14 protein-coding genes and 1 pseudogene are annotated in these 17,488 nt (G+C 72.2%); 3 read left to right on the plus strand and 12 right to left on the minus strand.

The features are described from left to right. Positions 1 to 18 precede the first annotated feature (18 nt). Positions 19 to 1,275, plus strand: a complete 1,257-nt coding sequence (locus ACH41F_RS33045) for an APC family permease (RefSeq protein WP_398838790.1) — start codon at positions 19 to 21, stop codon at positions 1,273 to 1,275. A 381-nt stretch (positions 1,276 to 1,656) separates the two neighbouring features. On the opposite strand, the gene ACH41F_RS33050 is transcribed toward ACH41F_RS33045, so the two are convergent. From ACH41F_RS33050 to ACH41F_RS33105, 12 genes and pseudogenes are all read right to left on the minus strand, one after another. Continuing rightward, complete coding sequence (locus ACH41F_RS33050; protein ID WP_398838792.1) at positions 1,657 to 2,052, minus strand: YccF domain-containing protein; 396 nt, start codon at positions 2,050 to 2,052, stop codon at positions 1,657 to 1,659. After that, positions 2,049 to 2,912, minus strand: a complete 864-nt coding sequence (gene htpX / locus ACH41F_RS33055; RefSeq protein ID WP_391239741.1) for a zinc metalloprotease HtpX — start codon at positions 2,910 to 2,912, stop codon at positions 2,049 to 2,051. Before htpX ends, ACH41F_RS33050 begins: the two co-directional genes overlap by 4 nt. 183 nt (positions 2,913 to 3,095) lie before the next feature. Then, on the minus strand, positions 3,096 to 4,649 hold the full coding sequence (locus ACH41F_RS33060) for an NADH-quinone oxidoreductase subunit N (RefSeq protein WP_398838794.1): 1,554 nt from the start codon (positions 4,647 to 4,649) through the stop codon (positions 3,096 to 3,098). Further along, the gene (locus ACH41F_RS33065) at positions 4,646 to 6,220 is read right to left on the minus strand and encodes an NADH-quinone oxidoreductase subunit M (protein ID WP_398838796.1); all 1,575 of its coding nucleotides are present in this window, start codon (positions 6,218 to 6,220) and stop codon (positions 4,646 to 4,648) included. The genes ACH41F_RS33060 and ACH41F_RS33065 overlap by 4 nt, the downstream gene beginning before the upstream one ends. Positions 6,221 to 6,226: 6 nt before the next feature. Continuing rightward, a complete protein-coding gene (locus tag ACH41F_RS33070) occupies positions 6,227 to 8,221 on the minus strand; it encodes an NADH-quinone oxidoreductase subunit L (protein WP_398838798.1) in 1,995 nt (664 codons plus the stop codon). Then, entirely contained in the window at positions 8,218 to 8,610 is a 393-nt protein-coding gene (gene nuoK, locus ACH41F_RS33075; RefSeq protein WP_391239751.1) for an NADH-quinone oxidoreductase subunit NuoK, read from the minus strand. Before nuoK ends, ACH41F_RS33070 begins: the two co-directional genes overlap by 4 nt. Next, positions 8,610 to 9,347, minus strand: coding sequence for an NADH-quinone oxidoreductase subunit J (locus ACH41F_RS33080; RefSeq protein WP_398838800.1), 738 nt, complete (start codon positions 9,345 to 9,347; stop codon positions 8,610 to 8,612). The genes nuoK and ACH41F_RS33080 overlap by 1 nt, the downstream gene beginning before the upstream one ends. A 376-nt stretch (positions 9,348 to 9,723) precedes the next feature. Then, a pseudogene (locus ACH41F_RS33085) lies at positions 9,724 to 10,252 on the minus strand (NuoI/complex I 23 kDa subunit family protein); the annotation flags it as partial. Next, positions 10,252 to 11,220: an NADH-quinone oxidoreductase subunit H gene (locus ACH41F_RS33090; RefSeq protein WP_398838802.1), complete on the minus strand. Its 969-nt coding sequence runs from the start codon at positions 11,218 to 11,220 to the stop codon at positions 10,252 to 10,254. The pseudogene ACH41F_RS33085 and the gene ACH41F_RS33090, both read right to left, overlap by 1 nt. After that, positions 11,217 to 13,169: an NADH-quinone oxidoreductase subunit C gene (locus ACH41F_RS33095; RefSeq protein ID WP_398838803.1), complete on the minus strand. Its 1,953-nt coding sequence runs from the start codon at positions 13,167 to 13,169 to the stop codon at positions 11,217 to 11,219. Before ACH41F_RS33095 ends, ACH41F_RS33090 begins: the two co-directional genes overlap by 4 nt. Next, entirely contained in the window at positions 13,166 to 13,966 is an 801-nt protein-coding gene (locus ACH41F_RS33100) for an NADH-quinone oxidoreductase subunit B (protein ID WP_398838805.1), read from the minus strand. Before ACH41F_RS33100 ends, ACH41F_RS33095 begins: the two co-directional genes overlap by 4 nt. Then, positions 13,957 to 14,364, minus strand: a complete 408-nt coding sequence (locus ACH41F_RS33105) for an NADH-quinone oxidoreductase subunit A (protein WP_398838806.1) — start codon at positions 14,362 to 14,364, stop codon at positions 13,957 to 13,959. Before ACH41F_RS33105 ends, ACH41F_RS33100 begins: the two co-directional genes overlap by 10 nt. 204 nt (positions 14,365 to 14,568) lie before the next feature. Here ACH41F_RS33105 and ACH41F_RS33110 point away from each other — a divergent pair, with 204 nt between their 5' ends. Together ACH41F_RS33110 and ACH41F_RS33115 are read left to right on the plus strand one after the other, a co-directional pair. Further along, positions 14,569 to 15,786, plus strand: a complete 1,218-nt coding sequence (locus ACH41F_RS33110; RefSeq protein WP_391239764.1) for a sensor domain-containing protein — start codon at positions 14,569 to 14,571, stop codon at positions 15,784 to 15,786. 203 nt (positions 15,787 to 15,989) lie between these two features. Continuing rightward, positions 15,990 to 17,336 carry a sensor domain-containing protein gene (locus ACH41F_RS33115; RefSeq protein ID WP_391239767.1) on the plus strand — a complete coding sequence of 449 codons (1,347 nt, stop codon included), beginning with the start codon at positions 15,990 to 15,992 and terminating at the stop codon, positions 17,334 to 17,336. Positions 17,337 to 17,488: the final 152 nt, after the last annotated feature.

The raw sequence follows: 17,488 nt of genomic DNA on the forward strand, positions 1-17,488 counted from the left end.
ATCAGTAGGGTGCGGCGCATGACACCTTCCGGCGCTGCCTCCGAACTGCGACGGACCCTGGGGGTCGGCGACGCCGTGGTCATCGGACTGGGTTCGATGGTCGGGGCCGGCATCTTCGCCGCCCTCGCGCCCGCAGCACGCGCGGCCGGGTCCGGGCTGCTGCTCGGGCTCGCGGTGGCCGCCGTGGTCGCCTACTGCAACGCCACCTCCTCAGCACGACTGGCCGCTCTGTATCCGGCCTCGGGCGGGACCTATGTGTACGGCCGCGAGCGGCTCGGGCCGTTCTGGGGCTACCTGGCGGGCTGGTCGTTCGTGGTCGGGAAGACGGCCTCCTGTGCGGCGATGGCGCTCACCGTGGGCGCGTACGTCTGGCCGGAGCAGTCGCATGCCGTGGCGGTCGCGGCGGTCGTGGCGCTGACCGCGGTGAACTACGGCGGCGTCCAGAAGTCCGCCTGGCTGACGCGGGCGATCGTGGCGATCGTGCTGGCCGTCCTCGCTTCCGTGGTGGTCGTGTGTCTGGGGTCCGGGGCGTCCGCCGCCGGACGACTGGACAGCGGCGCCTCGGGCGGCCCGGGTGGGGTGCTCCAGGCCGCCGGTCTGCTGTTCTTCGCGTTCGCGGGATACGCGCGGATCGCGACCCTCGGGGAGGAGGTGCGGGATCCCGCGCGCACCATTCCGCGCGCGATTCCGTTGGCTCTCGGCATCGCGCTGGGTGTGTACGCGTGCGTGGCGGTGGCCGTCCTTTCCGTGCTGGGGGCGGAGAGTCTGGGGCAGGCCGGCGCGCCGCTGACCGAGGCCGTGCGGGTCGCGGGCGTACCGGGGTGGGTGCCGGTGGTGCGGGTGGGCGCCGCCGTGGCCGCGCTGGGCTCGTTGCTCGCCCTGATCCTCGGCGTCTCGCGGACGACGCTGGCCATGGCCCGTGACCGGCATCTGCCGGGCGCGCTGGCGGCCGTGCATCCGCGGTTCCAGGTTCCGCACCGGGCGGAACTGGCCGTGGGCGCGGTCGTCGCGGTCCTGGCCGCCACGGTGGACGTCCGGGGCGCGATCGGGTTCTCCTCCTTCGGTGTGCTCGCGTACTACGCGGTGGCCAACGCCTCCGCCTGGACGCTCGATGCGGCCCCCGTGGCACGTGCGGTGCCGGCGGTGGGGCTGCTCGGGTGCGTGGTGCTCGCGTTCGCCCTGCCGGGGGTCTCGGTGGCCGTGGGCGCGGGCGTGCTGATGGTGGGTGTGGCGGCGTACGCAGTACGGCGGTGGGTGGGGGCGCGGGAGGGGTAGGTCGCCGTAGGGGCGGGGCGGCGGCCGCGACAGGGGGCACCAGCAGGGGTCGCGCGGGTCTCCTGCCTGCACGTCCGCTGGGTTCCCGCGGCCTACGGGGGTGAGGAACAGCAGGCTCAGCGGGCCGCAGGGGCGGATATGTGCGCAGGGTGGGGGCCGGCGTAGGTGGGGTCGTAGGGCTGGGGTGAAGTGCGGCCCCGCGGCCGGGTGTTGCACGTCCCGGATTGCCGCTGTGGCCGCACCTGCTCGTTCGCGGTCATGGGTCCATGATGCGGGTCGCCACTGACAGTCGGGCGGGCCTGTGGACAACCGCCGGGCTGTGGACAACTCCCGTGCCGGCGTTGCCTGGCCGCGCTCGCCTGGCACGCCGCCGGGCGCCGCCTACCAGCGGGAGGAGAAGGGCTGGTCGGTCGGCACGATCTCGCGGCCCAGCGGGACCAGGGACACCGGGATCAGCTTGAAGTTGGCGATGCCGAACGGGATGCCGATGATCGTGACGCACAGGGCGAGACCGGTGACGATGTGGGCCAGGGCCAGCCACCAGCCCGCGAGGACCAGCCACAGGACGTTGCCGACGCACGAGGGGGCACCGGCGTCGCGGCGTTCGACCGTCGTGTACCCGAAGGGCCACAGGGCGTAGATGCCGATCCGGAAGGCCGCGATGCCGAACGGGATGCCGATGATCGTGACGCACAGCAGCGCCCCGGCGAGCAGGTAGCCGAGGAACAGCCAGAAGCCGCTCAGGACGAGCCATATGACGTTCAGGATGGTTTTCACTGGGGGCGACCTGCCATCTTCTCGAGGCGTGCGATGCGTTCCGCCATCGGCGGGTGCGTGGAGAACATCTTCGAGAGTCCCTGACCGGGGCGGAAGGGGTTCGCGATCATCATGTGACTCGCGGTCTCGATCCGCGGCTCGGGGGGCAGCGGAAGCTGCTTGGTGCCCATTTCGAGCTTGCGCAGCGCGCTGGCCAGGGCCAGTGGGTCGCCGGTGAGTTGGGCACCGGACGCGTCAGCCTCGTACTCGCGGGAGCGGCTGATGGCCAGCTGGATGAGGCTCGCGGCGAGCGGGCCCAGGATCACGATGAGCAGCATGCCGAGGATGCCGGGGCCGTCGTCGTCGCTGGAGCGGCCGACGGGGATCAGCCAGGCGAAGTTGACCAGGAACATGATCACGGAGGCGAGGGCGCCGGCGACCGACGAGATGAGGATGTCGCGGTTGTAGACGTGGCTGAGTTCGTGGCCGATGACGCCGCGCAGTTCGCGTTCGTCGAGGATGCGCAGGACGCCCTCGGTGCAGCACACGGCGGCGTTGCGTGGGTTGCGGCCGGTCGCGAAGGCGTTCGGCGCTTCCGTCGGCGAGATGTACAGGCGCGGCATGGGCTGGCGGGCCTGGGTGGAGAGCTCGCGGACCATGCGGTACAGCGCGGGGGCCTCGAACTCGCTGACCGGGCGAGCGCGCATCGCGCGTAGCGCGAGCTTGTCGCTGTTCCAGTACGCGTACGCGTTGGTGCCGACAGCGATCAGGACCGCGACGACGAGCCCCATACGGCCGAAGAAGCTGCCGATGACGATGATGAGTGCGGACAGTCCCCCGAGGAGTACTGCGGTCCTGAGCCCGTTGTGCCGGCGGTGCACGGTACGCCCTCCAAGTCGTGCGGCAGGGGAACCCTTTGCTTGCTGATCTGCGGTCCTGCTGGTGTCACTCCAGTGGACCCTCCCGTACTGGTCAACGCCAGGCGAGAGCGGCTAGTTCCCTTGTGCGTGCGGGGGCGGGGGTGCGCCGTCCGGGTGAGGCTCGGCGGATCTGCGGCTCCGGGTTCAGAAGAGCCCGGTGTCGGCGAAGCGCAGGACCAGCTGCGGGGCGCCGGAGAGGGCGATGCCCAGGACTCCGGTCAGGGCGATCGCGGCGGTGAGCGGGGCCGGGATCCGGTGCGGTGCCGGTTCGCCCTCGGGGGCGCGGAACAGCAGGGCCGTCCACTGGAGGTAGTAGTACAGCGCGATCACGACGTTGGCGGCCATGACCACGGCGAGCCAGCCGAGGCCCGCGTCGACGGCCGCGGAGAAGACGGTGACCTTCGCGAAGAGGCCGATGATGCCTGGGGGAAGGCCGGCGAGGCAGAGCAGGAAGAAGGCCAGGAGGAGCGCGGCCGACGGGTTCGAGGCGTGGAGGCCGCGGTAGTCGGTGAGGCGGTTGAGGGCTCGCGTACGGCCGACCAGTGCGGCCACCGCGAAGGCGCCGAGGTTCACGGCGGCGTACATGAGGGCGTAGGCGACGGTGGAGCCGATGGAGCGTTCGGGGTCGTCGGAGTACGCGGCGGCGGCGATCGGCACCAGGAGGTAGCCGGCCTGTCCGACCGAGGACCAGGCGAGCAGGCGTACGGCGCTGTACGCGCGCGTGGGTTGCTGTCGCAGGGCGCCGACGTTGCCCACGGTCATCGTGAGGGCGGCCAGGGCGGCCAGCGCCGGGCCCCAGACGTCGGCGTAGGACGGGAGGGCGACGACCGTGACGAGGATCAGGCCGGAGAAGCCGACCGCCTTGCCGACGACCGACAAGTAGGCGGCGATCGGGAGGGGCGCGCCCACGTAGGTGTCCGGGACCCAGAAGTGGAAGGGCACGGCGGCCGTCTTGAAGGCGAAGCCGATGAGGGTGAGGACGACGCCGGTCTGGGTGAGGGTGTGGAGCTGGCCGTCGACGTGCTGGATCCGGTCGGCGATCTGGGTGAGGTAGAGGGTGCCCGTGGAGGCGTACACGAAGCTGATGCCCATGAGGCTGACCGCTGTCGCGGTGACCGACGACAGGAAGAACTTCAGGGCCGCTTCGGAGGACTTGCGGTCGCCGTGGCGCAGGCCGACCAGGGCGAAGGCCGGCAGGGAGGCGACTTCCAGGGCGACGATCAGGGTGGCGAGGTCGCGGGAGGCGGGCAGCAGGGCGGCGCCGGCCGCGGAGGAGAGCAGCAGGAACCAGTACTCGCCTTCGGGGAGTTTCTTGTCGGCGTCCTTGAGGGCGGTGACGGACAGGAGGGCCGTCAGCAGAGCTCCCCCGAGGACCAGGAGCTGGAGGACGAGGGTGAAGCGGTCCGCCGTGTAGCTGCACACGTCCGGGGTGCCGTTCAGGCAGAACGTGGCGCGGTCGCCGTCCAGGAGGGGCAGCAGCGTCGCCGTGGCGGCGGTCAGGCCCGCGACGGACAGCCAACCGAGGAGAGCCTTCTTGTGGTCGCCCACGAAGAGGTCCGCGACGAGGACGACCAGGCCGACGATCGCCGCGATGGTGGGCGGTGCGATGGCGAGCCAGTCGACGGACTGGACGAGGTTCGCGGCGAGCGGCTGGGCCGAAGGGGCCAGCGGCTGGGCCGCGGCGGCCAGGGAGCTCATCGGGTGCCTCCTGAGAGGAGCTGCTGCACGGCCGGGTCGGTCAGCCCGAGGAGGGCCTTCGGCCACAGGCCGGCTACGACGGTGAGGGCGACGAGCGGGGTCCAGGCCGCGAACTCGTACGGGTGGACGTCGGCGAGCCGCGGGGCGTCCTGCGGTACGGCGCCCATGCAGACGCGGCGGACCACGGCGAGGAGGTAGGCGGCGGTGAGGAGGGTGCCGAAGGCCGCGATCGCCATGAAGGTCAGGAACGCCGGGCGGCTGAGGCCTTCGGCGGGGTCGAACGCGCCGAACAGGGCCAGCATCTCGCCCCAGAACCCGGCGAGGCCGGGCAGGCCGAGGGAGGCGACGGCGGCGAAGGCGAGCAGGCCGCCGAGACGGGGGGCCTTGCCGTAGAGCGCGGCTCCGGTCTGTTCGGCGAGGGCGTCGAGGTCGGTGGTGCCGGTGCGGTCCTTCAACGCGCCGACCAGGAAGAACAGCAGGCCGGTGATGAGGCCGTGGGCGATGTTGGCGAACAGGGCGCCGTTCACGCCGGTCGGGGTCATGGTGGCGATGCCGAGGAGGACGAAGCCCATGTGGCCGACGGAGGAGTAGGCGATCAGGCGCTTGAGGTCGCCCTTCGCGCCCTGCTTGGCGAGGGCCAGGCAGGCCAGGGATCCGTAGATGATCCCGACGACGGCGAAGGCGGCGAGGTAGGGCGCGAAGTCGCGGAAGCCGTCCGGTGCGACGGGCAGGAGGATCCGGACGAACCCGTACGTACCCATCTTCAGCAGCACGCCGGCCAGCAGGACCGAGCCGACGGTCGGGGCGGCGGTGTGGGCGTCGGGCAGCCAGCTGTGCAGGGGCCACATCGGGGTCTTCACCGCGAGCCCGACCCCGATCGCCAGAACGGCGATGACCTGCACGGATGTGGTCAGTGACCGGCCGTTGTCAGTGGCGAGTGCCACCATGTCGAACGTGCCCGCCTTGATCCCGATCAGGAGCAGGCCGAGCAGCATGACGACCGAACCGAGCAGGGTGTAGAGGATGAACCGCCAGGCGGCCCGGGTCCTGCCCGCGCCGCCCCAGCGGGCGATGAGGAAGTACATCGGGATGAGCACCATCTCGAACGCCAGGAAGAACAGCAGCAGGTCGAGGACGGCGAAGGTCGCGAGGGTGCCGGCCTCCAGGACGAGCAGCAGGGCGACGAAGGCCTTCGGGGTGGGGCCCGCGGGCAGCTTGAAGTACGAGTAGAGCGCGCACAGGAAGGTCAGCAGCGCGGTCAGAACCAGAAGGGGGAGGGAGATGCCGTCGATGCCGAGGTGGATGCGCACGTCGAGTGCGGGGATCCAGCTGATGTCGGTCGTGGCCTGCATCTTCGACGGGTGGTCGTGGTCGAAGCCGAGCGCGAGGACGATCGCGGCGACGAGGATCGCGCCGGTCACGGTCACACCGTGCCGGAGGACCGCCTGCTCGGGCGACTTCCCCTTCAGTCCGGGCGGGGCCGGCAGCAGGGCCGCGACGGCGCCGAGGAGCGGGCCGACGACGAGGAACGCCAGAAGGAACTGCATCACGGACTCGCTGATATCGATCACGCCTGCTCACGCTCCCGTGGCGACGAGGACGGCGGCGACCACCAGGACGACGGTGCCGGCGAGCAGCGCGCTCACATAGGTCTGCACATTGCCGGTCTGGGCCCGCCGTACGGCCGCGCCCAGCAGCCGGGGCAGTGCGCCCGCACCGCGTACGTAGGTCTCGACGACCTCTCGGTCGAGGAACCGGACGAGGGTTGCTCCGGCCTGGACCGGGCGGACGAGGAGTGCCGTGTAGACGGCGTCGAGGTGGAAGCCGACGGCCGCGTGCCGGTGCAGCGGGCCGAGCAGCAGTCGGCTCGGGTCCGCCGGGTCGGGCGCGTGGGCCACGTCCCCGTAGGCGGGCTTGTGGCTGGCGATGGCCTCGGCCTCGACGCGTCCGGCGTCGCCGTCCGGGTGGGCCGCGACCGCGCCCAGCGGGACGCGGGCGGCGAGCGCGGTGGTGTGCCGCCAGGCGGCGTAGGTGACGATGCCGCCGACCAGGGCGACGCCCGTGCCGAGGACGGACGTGGTGAGGGTCGGGGCGAGGTCGCCTCCGTCGAACCAGTCCGGCAGCACGCGGTAGGCGAATCCGCCGACGGCGAGGGACGGGACGGCGAGCACCCACAGCACGACGGTCATCGTCAGGGGCTGACGGCCGTGGTCGGGAGCCTCGGCGCCCCGGCCGTGGAAGGCCAGCAGCCACAGGCGCGTCGCGTACGCCGCGGTGAGCAGGGCCGTGAGCAGGCCGGCGACGAGGACGACCCAGCCCGCGGCGCCGGGAGCGTGCTCGGTGTGGCCGGTGGCGACATGCTCGGCGGCGCCGAGGACGGACTCCTTGGAGAAGAACCCGCTGAACGGCGGGATCGCGGCGAGCGCGAGGAGCGCCACGGTCATCGTCCAGAAGGCGTCGGGGACACGGTCGCGGAGGTGGCCCATGCGGGACATGGCGGCCAGTGAGTTGGTGCCGGAGGCGTGGATGATCACGCCTGCCGCGAGGAACAGCAGCGCCTTGAAGGCGCCGTGTGACAGGAGGTGGAAGACGGCGGCACCGCGGTCGGCGACGGCGAGGGCGCCGGTCATGTAGCCGAGCTGGCCGATCGTGGAGTAGGCGAGGACGCGCTTGATGTCGTCCTGGGCGAGGGCGGCGAGCGCGGAGCCGGTCATCGTCACGGCGGCCATCACGGCGAGGACCACCATCGCGGCCTGCGAGGCCTCGAACACCGGGAGGAGACGGGCGATGAAGTAGACACCGGCGGCGACCATCGTCGCGGCGTGGATGAGCGCGGAGACGGGGGTGGGGCCCGCCATCGCGTCCGGGAGCCAGGTGTGCAGCGGGAACTGGGCGGACTTGCCGGCCACGCCCGCGAGCAGCAGGAGGGCGATCAGCGTCGGGTGGTCGAGCCCTCCGTGCGCGACGGCCCCGAGGACCCTGGTGATGCGGAAGGACCCGGCGTCGGTGGCGAGCGCGAACAGGCCGATGAGGAACGGGACATCGCCGAGCTTGGTGACCAGGAAGGCCTTGATGGAGGCGGCGCGGGCCTCAGGGGTCTCCCAGTAGTGGCCGACCAGGAAGTACGAGCAGATGCCCATGATCTCCCAGCCGACCAGCAGCACCATCAGGTCGCCGGAGTAGACGACGAGGAGCATCGCGGAGGTGAAGAGGGAGACGAGCGCGGCGTAGGAGGGGTAGCGCGGGTCGTCGCGCAGGTAGCCCGTCGAGTAGATCTGCACGCAGGTGGCGACCAGGCCGACGAGGACGGCGACGAGGGCGGCGAAGCCGTCGATGTGCAGGGCGAGTTCGATCGGGACCGAGCCGGTGGGGGTGAGCTCGGTGGCGGCGTTCACGGCCTCGTCGCCGCCCTGGCGCACGGCGACCACCGCGGCCAGGGCGAGGGACGCGAGCGTCGGCAGGACGGCGAGGGGTCGGACGAACCCGGGGGCCGTGCGGCCCAGGAGCAGGCCGGCGGCGGCTCCCAGGAACGGAAGGAGGGGGACGAGCACGGCGAGGGTGGTGGTGGTCACGCGGTGGCCTCAGCCTTCTCGGCCGCGGGGGCGTCGGAGTCGTCGACGTGGTGGGCGCCGTCGGGTTCGTGGCCCTCGGCGGTGTCGCGGAGTCTGTCGATGTCCGCGGTGCCCCGGTTGCGGTGGACGGCGAGGACGATCGCGAGACCGATGCCGATCTCGGCGGCGGCGATGGCGATGGTGAACAGCGTCAGGGCCTGGCCGGAGTGCAGGGTCTCCTCGGCGGCCTTGCTGAGCCAGACGTCGAAGGCGACCAGGTTGAGGTTGACGGCGTTGAGCATCAGCTCGACCGACATCAGGACCAGGATGGCGTTGCGGCGGGCGAGGACGCCGTAGAGGCCGGTGCAGAAGAGGAGCGCGGCGAGTACGGCGGGATAGGCGAGGTGCATCAGTGGGCGCCTTCCTGCTCGGCCGGGGTGCCTTCAGCGGCCGATCCGGTTCCCGCACCTCGCCCATTTCGCCCGATCGGGTGATTACGGGAATTCGGTGCGGAAGGGGAACTACCGGTCGTGGGCCGGGAGTTCATCTGGGGAGAGTTCGATTCGGCCGTCGCCTTGCGGGACAGGACGATCGCGCCGACCAGTGCGGCGAGGAGAAGGACGGAGAGGGCCTCGAAGGGAAGAACCCAGTTCTGGAACAGACTCGCTCCGGTGGCCTCGGTGGAGCCGGCGGCGGGCCCGTCCAGGTCGATCCAGGTCGTGCGGAAGGCGTCGACGACGACCCAGACCAGGGCGGCGGCCGAGGCGACGGCGACCGTGAGGGCGGCCCAGCGGTTGCCGGAGTCGGCGTCCGGGGAGCGGCCGATGGGGGCCTTGGTGAGCATCAGACCGAAGAGAAGGAGGACGACGACGGAACCCACATAGATGAGGACCTGCACCCAGGCGATGAACTCCGCGGTGAGCAGGAGGTACTCGACGGCGATACCGCCGAGGGCCACCACCAGCCACAGGGCGGCGTGCACCAGCTGCCGGGTGGTGACGGTGACGATCGCGGCCGCGAAGGTGACCAGGCCGACGAGGAGGAACGCGATCTCGACCCCGGTCGGGGAGAGGAAGCCCCGGCTCTCGGTGGCGGCCGCGGTGAGGGCGGCGTGCGCCGACCCGGCGGTGGCTGCGGCGAGGGTCATGACGTGCCTCCCTCGGGTGCGGGCGGGTTGGTCGGGCCGGCGGGGTCGGCCGGGCGGGGCTGTGGGTCGGTGGGGGTGGACTGCGGGTCCGCGGGACCGGGGTGCGGCTTGGGCGGACCGGGCTGCGGGTCGGTGGGGGCGGACTGGGGGTCGGCGGAACGGGGCTGCCGTGCCGTTTGGCCCGACTGCGGATCGGTCGGGGTGGACTGCGGGCTGGTCGGGGCAGAACGTGGCTCCGTCGAGCCGGACTGGGGCTCCGTCGAGCCGGGCTGGGCTTCCGTCGAGCTGAGCTGGGGCTCGGGAGGCTCGGCTGCCGATTCCGTCGGCCGGGGCTGACGTGCCGTCGGTTGCGGCGTGGGGGTGGTCGGTTCGGGGCCGGTCTGGGCCGCTGCCAGTTTCTCGGCGGTCTTGCGGGCGGCGACGATCTCCTTCGGCTCCTCGGCGGCGGGGTCGAGGGCGGGCGGGGCCGGGACGGTCCACATCCACTCGCGGAGCTTGTCGCGTTCATGGGTGAGGTCGCGGATGTCGGTCTCGGCGTACTCGAACTCCGGGGACCAGAACAGGGCGTCGAAAGGACAGACCTCGATGCAGATACCGCAGTACATGCACAGGGAGAAGTCGATGGCGAAGCGGTCGAGGACGTTGCGGCTGCGCTCGCGGCCGCCCGGGGTGGCCGCCGGGACCGTCTCCTTGTGGGAGTCGATGTAGATGCACCAGTCCGGGCACTCACGGGCGCACAGCATGCAGACGGTGCAGTTCTCCTCGAACAGGCCGATGACACCGCGGGTGCGCGGCGGGAGGTCGGGCTGGACGTCGGGGTACTGCTCGGTGACGGTCTTCCTCGTCATCGTGCGGAGGGTGACGGCCAGGCCCTTGGCGAGGCCGGAGCCGGGGAACGGGGCCACTAGGAGATCACCACCTTGACGATGCCGGTGAGGGCGATCTGAGCGAGGGAGAGGGGGACGAGGAGGGTCCAGGAGAGCTTCTGGAGCTGGTCCTCGCGCAGGCGGGGATAGGTCACACGCAGCCAGATGACGACGAAGGCGAGGATCGCGGCCTTGAGCAGGGTCCAGACCCACCCGAGGCCGTCGGCGCCCCATGGGCCGTGCCATCCGCCCAGGAAGAGGACGGTGGTCAGACCGCACAGGACGACGATCCCGGCGTACTCGGCGAGGAGGAACAGGGCGAAACGGAGGCCGGTGTACTCGGTGTACGCGCCGAAGATGATCTCCGAGTCCGCGACGGGCATGTCGAAGGGCGGGCGCTGGAGTTCGGCGAGACCGGCGACGAAGAAGACGATCGCGCCGACGATCTGCCAGGGCAGCCACCACCACTCGAAGGCGTCGACGATGCCGGGCAGGGAGACCGTGCCGGCCGCCATCGCGACGGAGGCGGCGGTCAGGAGCATCGGGAGTTCATAGGCCAGGAGCTGGGCGGCGGTGCGGAGGCCGCCGAGGAGGGAGAACTTGTTGGCGCTGGCCCACCCGGCCATGAGCGAGCCGAGGACGCCTACGCCCATGACGGCCAGGACGAAGAAGACGCCGGCGTCGATGACCTCGCCGACGGCTCCCTCGCCGGGCCCGATAGGGATGGCGAGGAGGACCAGGAGGTAGGGCAGGAGGGCGACCGCGGGGGCGAGTTGGAAGATACGGCGGTCCGCGCCCGCGGGTACGACGTCTTCCTTCTGCACGAACTTCACGCCGTCGGCTACGAGTTGCGCCCAGCCGTGGAAACCGCCAGCGTACATGGGGCCGAGGCGGCCCTGCATGTGAGCCATGACCTTGTGCTCGGTCTGGCCGACGATCAGGGGGAAGGTGAGGAAGACGACGAAGACGATCAGGAGTCGCAGGGCGACGTCTAGAGCGTCGTTCACTGCGGGCCTCCTGCGGGGGTGTCGGGAGCTTCGGGGTCTGTGGGGGCGTCGGGAGCTTCGGGGTCTGTGGGGGCGTCGGGGGTTGCAGGTGCGGGTGCGGGTGCGGGTGCTTGAGGGCGTGCGGCGGGCGGTTCGGCTGTCGGCTGCGCGTCGGGACGTGCCTCAGTCTTCGGCTGCGGCTGTGCTTGCGGCTGCGGACCCGTGGACGGCTGCTCGGCCTTCGTGCGCGTTCCGGTTCCTGGCCCGGTGCTCTGCTCGTCCTCGGGACGAGGCTCGGCATCCGGCCGGGACTCGGGTTCCGGCTCGGGCCGGCCCTCCGACCCACGTCCGGACTTGGACGCGGGGTCGGAACCAGACCCGGCCCCGGGCTCAGACTCCGGAGCGGACTGTGCTTCCGCCCCGGCTCCAGGCTCGGTCTCCTGCCGGGACTGCGGTTCCGCCCCGGCTCCGGACCCGGTCTCCTGCCCGGACTGCGCGTCCGGCTCAACTCGGGGTTCGGGCTGCGGGCGGGTCGTCGCGTCCGGCGTACGGGGAGTCTCGGGTTCGTCGAAGGCCGGGCGGGCGTGGTGCCACGGGGCGTCCGGGCTGCGAGGGGCCGTGGCGGCCCTCGGGGGCGTGGTCTCGGTGCCGGAAGCGGGGCTGGCCTCGGTCGAGGCCGGGGTTGCCGGGGCGCCGGGCGTGGGGCGTTGGCTCGCCGAGCCGTCCGAGGCGCTGCGTGACCGGCGCGGGCCCGAGGGGGCGGTGCCCGGTTCCGGGCGCTGGGACGCCGAACCCTCGCTCGCGCTGCGCGCACGGCGCGGTGAGGCGGGGGCGCCGGCCGCCGGGGGCGTACCGGTGCCCGATGCGGCCTCCTCGGGCGTGGGCACCGAGGACTCCGGGCTTGCTGCCGTCTGGCTGGCGGAACCTTCCGCAGCCGTACGGGCACGCCGCGGCCCAGCCGCCGACGCACCCGGCGCCCCAGGCACCCCCGCCTGACCCGCCGAACCCTCCGCAGCCGCACCGCCACGCCGCACACCGCCAGCAGAAGCGCCCCCGCTCTCCACCTGACGAGGACCCGCCGGCGCCGGCGTCGGCGTCTCCGCAGCGCCGGTCTGGCTGGCGGAGCCCTCTGCGGCGGAGCGGGTACGGCGTACCGGACGATCACCGGTGGCCCGGGCGGCACGTTCTCCAGCCGCCCCAACCCCAGCCGCCCCGGCTCCGGCGTCAGCCGCCCCAGCCCCAGATGCCCGGGCTCCGGCCCCAGCCCCGGCTCCAGCCGCCCGGGCCCCGGCTCCAGCCGTCCCAGTCCCAGCCGCCCGGGTCCCGGCCCCCGCCGCCCCCGCTCTCCCCGCCCTGGTTCCCGCTGCGCGGGTGGGGCGGGTTGGGGCTGGTGGGAGTTGGCCCTTGAGGGGGCCCCATTCGTTCGGGTCGGGGACGCCTGGGGGGAGCATCTGGCGGCGCTTGGGGCCGCCGTGGTCGGACTCGCCCGGTTCCTTGGCGCCGGGCCAGGCCTTGGCGACCCGGGCTGCCAGGACGAAGTCCTTGCGGAGCGGGTGGCCCTCGAAGTTCTCGGGGAGGAGGAGGTGGTCCAGGGCGGGGTGGCCCTCGAAGGTGACGCCGAACATTTCGTGCGTCTCGCGTTCGTGCCAGGCGGCGCCCGCGAAGACGTTCACGGCGCTGGGCAGCGTCGGGGACTCGTGCGGGACCGTCGTGCGGAGCAGCAGTCGGCGTACCGGCGTGGGTGAGAGGGCGGCGATGTGCGCGGCCACTCGGAACCCCGTGCCCGGCTCGTCGACCGCGCTGAGCCAGTCGAAGTAGGTGCAACCCAACGCGTCGCGGGCTGTCTCCAGTGCGGCGATCCAGGATGCCGGCGGCACGTCCACCGTCAGGACGTCGTAGGACTCCTCGGCCGTGGCCTCCGCGCCGAAGAGCTCCTCGGCGGGGGCGGGCAGCCAGCCCACCGTGGTCATCGTTCCTCCTCCGGGGCGGCGGGACGGGGGGACGACCCGGGAGCCGGATCGGCGACCGGGTCAGCGGCCCCGTTCACACCCCCGCTCACACCCCCGCCCGCAGCCGGGCCGACGCCCGAGCTCGCCCCAGCCTCCGTACCAGCCTCGCCCCCCGCGAAAGACACCGCACCGGCCACCGGGCCAACCCCGGCCCCGGCCCCCGGCCCCTCCACCAACCCGCTCTGCAAGGCCCCCACCGAGGGCCGCCCCCCGCTCACCCCGTACCGCTCGCCCAGGGACTCGCGGGCGATCTTCTCCTGGAGTTTGAGGATGCCCTGGAGCAGCGCCTCGGGGCGGGGCGGGCAGCCGGGGACGTAGACGTCGACCGGGATGATCTGGTCGACGCCCTTGGTCACGGAGTAGGAGTCCCAGTACGGGCCGCCGCAGTTGGAGCAGGCGCCGAAGGAGATGACGTACTTCGGCTCCGGCATCTGCTCGTACAGGCGCTTGACCGCGGGGGCCATCTTGTCGGTGACCGTGCCGGAGACGACCATCAGGTCGGCCTGGCGGGGTCCTGGCGCGAAGGGGATGACACCGAGGCGGATGAAGTCGTGGCGGGCCATCGACGCGGCGATGAACTCGATCGCGCAGCAGGCGAGGCCGAAGTTGAACACCCAGAGGGAGTACCGGCGGCCCCAGTTGAGCACCACCTTCATCGGCTCGGGGGCGAGGCGGGCGAGCGCGCCCAGCCGCTTCGGCTCCGGCAGCAGCACCGGCACGGACCCGGTCTCGGTCTCGGTCTCGGGGGTTACGTCCATGTCAGGACGCCCTTCTTGTATGCGTACAGCAGACCCACGGCCAGGAAGCCGAGGAAGATGAACATCTCGACGAGGGTGGCGGCGCCGTAGCCGAGGGCGGCGAAGACCGTGGCCCACGGGAACAGGAAGATCGAGTCGACGGCGAAGATGACGTAGAGGAAGGCGTAGACGTAGTAGCGGACCTGGGTGTGGGCCCAGCCCTCGCCGACGGGGTCGACGCCGCACTCGTACGTCAGGAGCTTCTCGGGGGTCGGGACGACGGGGCGCAGCAGGCGGCCCGCGCCGAAGGCGACGGCGACGAACAGCACGCCGACGACGGCGAGCAGTCCGACGACCGAGTACGACTGGAAGTAGTCCGCCGCAACGACGACGGTCGACCCGACGGTCGGTTCCGGCACGTCCGTCCCCTCGCTCCCTGTGAACACACCGAAGATCGCTGGACACCCGCTGTTCGACGATCTGTACGCACGGGAGTCTAGGGCCTGCTAAAGAGACCGTAAGCAGCCCGTCACGGCTGAAGATGCCGGGGTGGGGTTTTCCCCAGGGGATCGCGGCGGTCCGCCTCATGGCGCGCGGGCGCGCCGCGCGGCACGCTAGCCCATATGACCGAACGCCCCAGCCTTCATCGCTCCCTGCCACACGCGGGAGCCGACTCCGGCCCGCCGCCGCTTCCGCCGGTCCGGTTCGCCTATGACGCGCACACCTGGAAGGAGATCGCGCACCTTCTGATCAACCTTCCGGTCGCGTTGATCGGGTTCGTCTACGCGACGACGGTGGTGTCCGCCGGTTTCGGGCTGACCGTGACCGTGGTCGGGTTCCCGTTGCTGGCGGCGGGGCTGATGGGGGCGCGGAAGCTGGGCGCGATGGAGCGGGCGCGGGCCCGGGCGCTGCTCGGGGTGCGGATCGACGAGCCGAGCCCGTTGCCGCTGAGGACGCGCAACTCGGGGTTCTTCCAGCAGCTGTGGATGATGCTGAAGGACCCGGTGGGCTGGCGGACGATCCTGTACGACTTCATCCGGTTGCCCTGGGGCATCCTCACCTTCGTCATCACGCTGACCTCGTTGTTCGTGCTGTGGCCGGTGCTGCCGTTCATCGCGCGGGGGCTGGCCAACGCCGACCGGGCGATGGTGCGGGGACTGCTGTCGCCCTCGGACGAGCTGGAGCGGCGGATCGCCGAGCTGGAGTCGGACCGGGGCGTCGTGGTGGACACGGCCGCGGCGGATCTGCGGCGTATCGAGCGGGATCTGCACGACGGGGCGCAGGCCCGGCTGGTCAACCTCGCCATGGGCCTCGGCCTGGCGAAGGAGAAGCTGCTGGAGGACCCGGAGTACGCGCAGGCGATGGTCGCGGAGGCGCACGGCGAGGTGAAGCTGGCGTTGCAGGAGCTGCGGGATCTCGCGCGGGGCATCCATCCCGCCGTCCTCACCGACCGCGGGCTCGACGCCGCCCTGTCCTCGGTCGCCTCGCGCTGCACGGTGCCGGTGAAGGTGACCGCCGACCTGGGTGCCAGGCCGGCCGCTGCCATCGAGGGCATCGCCTACTTCACCGTCTCCGAGCTGCTCCAGAACGTCAGCAAGCACAGCGGGGCGCGGTCGGCGTCGGTCGACGTGTGGCGTGCGGAGGACCGGCTGCTCATCCAGGTGTGGGACGACGGCGGCGGCGGCGCCCGCCTCGACGGCGGCACCGGCATGCGCGGCCTCGCGGAGCGTCTGAACGCCGTCGACGGCCTGTTCGTCATCGACTCCCCGCCGGGCGGTCCTACGACGGTCACGGCGGAGCTGCCGTGGCGGGACCGGTCCTTCGACACCGGCCACAGGTGACGCACGACCAGCCCACCGCCGGGACCCGGGCGCGCGACCAGCGACCCGGACCACGGCCACCGAGGGCGCAGGGGTGGTAGGGAAAACCCCCCTCCCAAGACGCCGACGGACTCCATGGTCCGCGGACCTGCGGCGCAGCAGGGTGGAGATACGACAGACACCGGTGCGACACCCAGGCGCGGGACGAGAGAAGGACGACGCCGATGGCCACGGAATACGGACAGAGCTACGGGTTCCTCGACGAGGGGACGCGGCGGCGCCGGCTGCCGATGGGGCTCAGGGCGCCGTTCGAGGGGCGCGCCTGGCGGGAGTTCGGATATGTGCTGCTGAGCCTGCCGATCAGCATCGTGCTGTTCACGTACGCGGTGACGATGGCGGCGGTCGGCGCCGGGCTGCTGGTCACCTTCCTCGGTGTCCCGGTGCTGGCGGCGGGGCTGGCCGGCTGCCGGGGCTTCGGGGCGATGGAGCGGGCGCGGGCGCGTGGTCTGCTGGGGCTGGAGGTCGCCGACCCCGAACCGCTGCGGATGCGCGGCAGCGGCTTCCTCGCCTGGATGGGCGCGGTCCTCAAGAGCGGCACGTCCTGGCGGGCGCTGCTGTACTCGGTGATCCAGCTGCCGTGGTCGGTGTTCTCCTTCGTCGTCGCCGTGAACTTCTGGGTCTACGGCTGGGCGCTGCTGACGTATCCGCTGTGGTTCTGGCTCTTCCCGGTGTACGGCGGTCAGGACGGGCTTCAGCTGTACGGCGACGAGACCCACCACATCTACCTCGACAACCCCTTCGAGATCGGTGTGACCGCGCTGGTGGGGCTGCTGTTCACGTTGGCGACGCCGTGGATCGTGCGGGCGCTGACGATGGTGGACCGGGTCATGGTGCACGGGCTGCTCGGGCCCTCCCGGCTGGCCACGCGCGTGGTCGAGCTGGAGTCCGACCGGGGGGTCGTCGTCGATACGGCGGCGGCGGACCTGCGGCGCATCGAGCGCGACCTGCACGACGGGGCGCAGGCCCGGCTGGTGGCGCTGGCGATGGACCTGGGCCTGGCCAAGGAGAAGCTGACGGAGGACCCGCAGGCCGCGGCGCGGATGGTGGACGAGGCGCACGGTGAGGTGAAGACGGCGTTGCAGGAGCTGCGGGATCTGGCCCGCGGGATCCATCCGGCCGTGCTGACGGACCGGGGGCTGGACGCGGCGCTGTCGTCCGTCGCCTCGCGGTGCACCGTGCCGGTGCAGGTGGAGGTGGACCTGGTGCAGCGGCCCGCGCCGGCGATCGAGGGAATCGCGTACTTCACGGTGTCGGAGCTGTTGCAGAACATCAGCAAGCACTCGCGGGCCACGTGGGCGGCGGTGGACGTGTGGCGGGTGGAGAACCGCCTGATGCTCCAGGTGGTGGACAACGGGGTCGGCGGCGCGGACACCGCCGCGGGGTCCGGACTGGCCGGGCTGGCGGAACGGCTGGACGCGGTGGACGGGATCCTGGTGGTGGACTCGCCGGTGGGAGGACCCACGCGGATCACCGCGGAGCTGCCTTGGCGGGGGGAGCGGGCGCTGGGGTGAACGCGCGGGGGTGAGGGCGCGGGTGCCGGTGGTACGGGTGCCAGTGGTACGTGGGCGGCGTGGGGCCGGCTGTTCTCGCCCCCGCCGCCCTCGCCCGTTCCCATCCCCGTCCCCGTCCCCGGAAGGCGCCCCACCCGTGCCCTGAAGGCGCC

Source organism: Streptomyces sp. NPDC020489, assembly GCF_044386545.1.
In the GTDB taxonomy this organism is placed as follows: domain Bacteria; phylum Actinomycetota; class Actinomycetes; order Streptomycetales; family Streptomycetaceae; genus Streptomyces.

Coding starts and splice junctions, on each gene's coding strand:
- nuoK (WP_391239751.1), bottom strand. CDS start 8,610: ATGCACCTCGCCTATCCCGCCGTACTCGCCGCGCTCCTCTTCTGCACC.
- ACH41F_RS33080 (WP_398838800.1), bottom strand. CDS start 9,347: ATGACCCTCGCCGCAGCCACCGCCGGGTCGGCGCACGCCGCCCTCACC.
- ACH41F_RS33100 (WP_398838805.1), bottom strand. CDS start 13,966: ATGGACGTAACCCCCGAGACCGAGACCGAGACCGGGTCCGTGCCGGTG.
- ACH41F_RS33115 (WP_391239767.1), top strand. CDS start 15,990: ATGGCCACGGAATACGGACAGAGCTACGGGTTCCTCGACGAGGGGACG.
- ACH41F_RS33095 (WP_398838803.1), bottom strand. CDS start 13,169: ATGACCACGGTGGGCTGGCTGCCCGCCCCCGCCGAGGAGCTCTTCGGC.
- ACH41F_RS33045 (WP_398838790.1), top strand. CDS start 19: ATGACACCTTCCGGCGCTGCCTCCGAACTGCGACGGACCCTGGGGGTC.
- ACH41F_RS33110 (WP_391239764.1), top strand. CDS start 14,569: ATGACCGAACGCCCCAGCCTTCATCGCTCCCTGCCACACGCGGGAGCC.
- ACH41F_RS33060 (WP_398838794.1), bottom strand. CDS start 4,649: ATGAGCTCCCTGGCCGCCGCGGCCCAGCCGCTGGCCCCTTCGGCCCAG.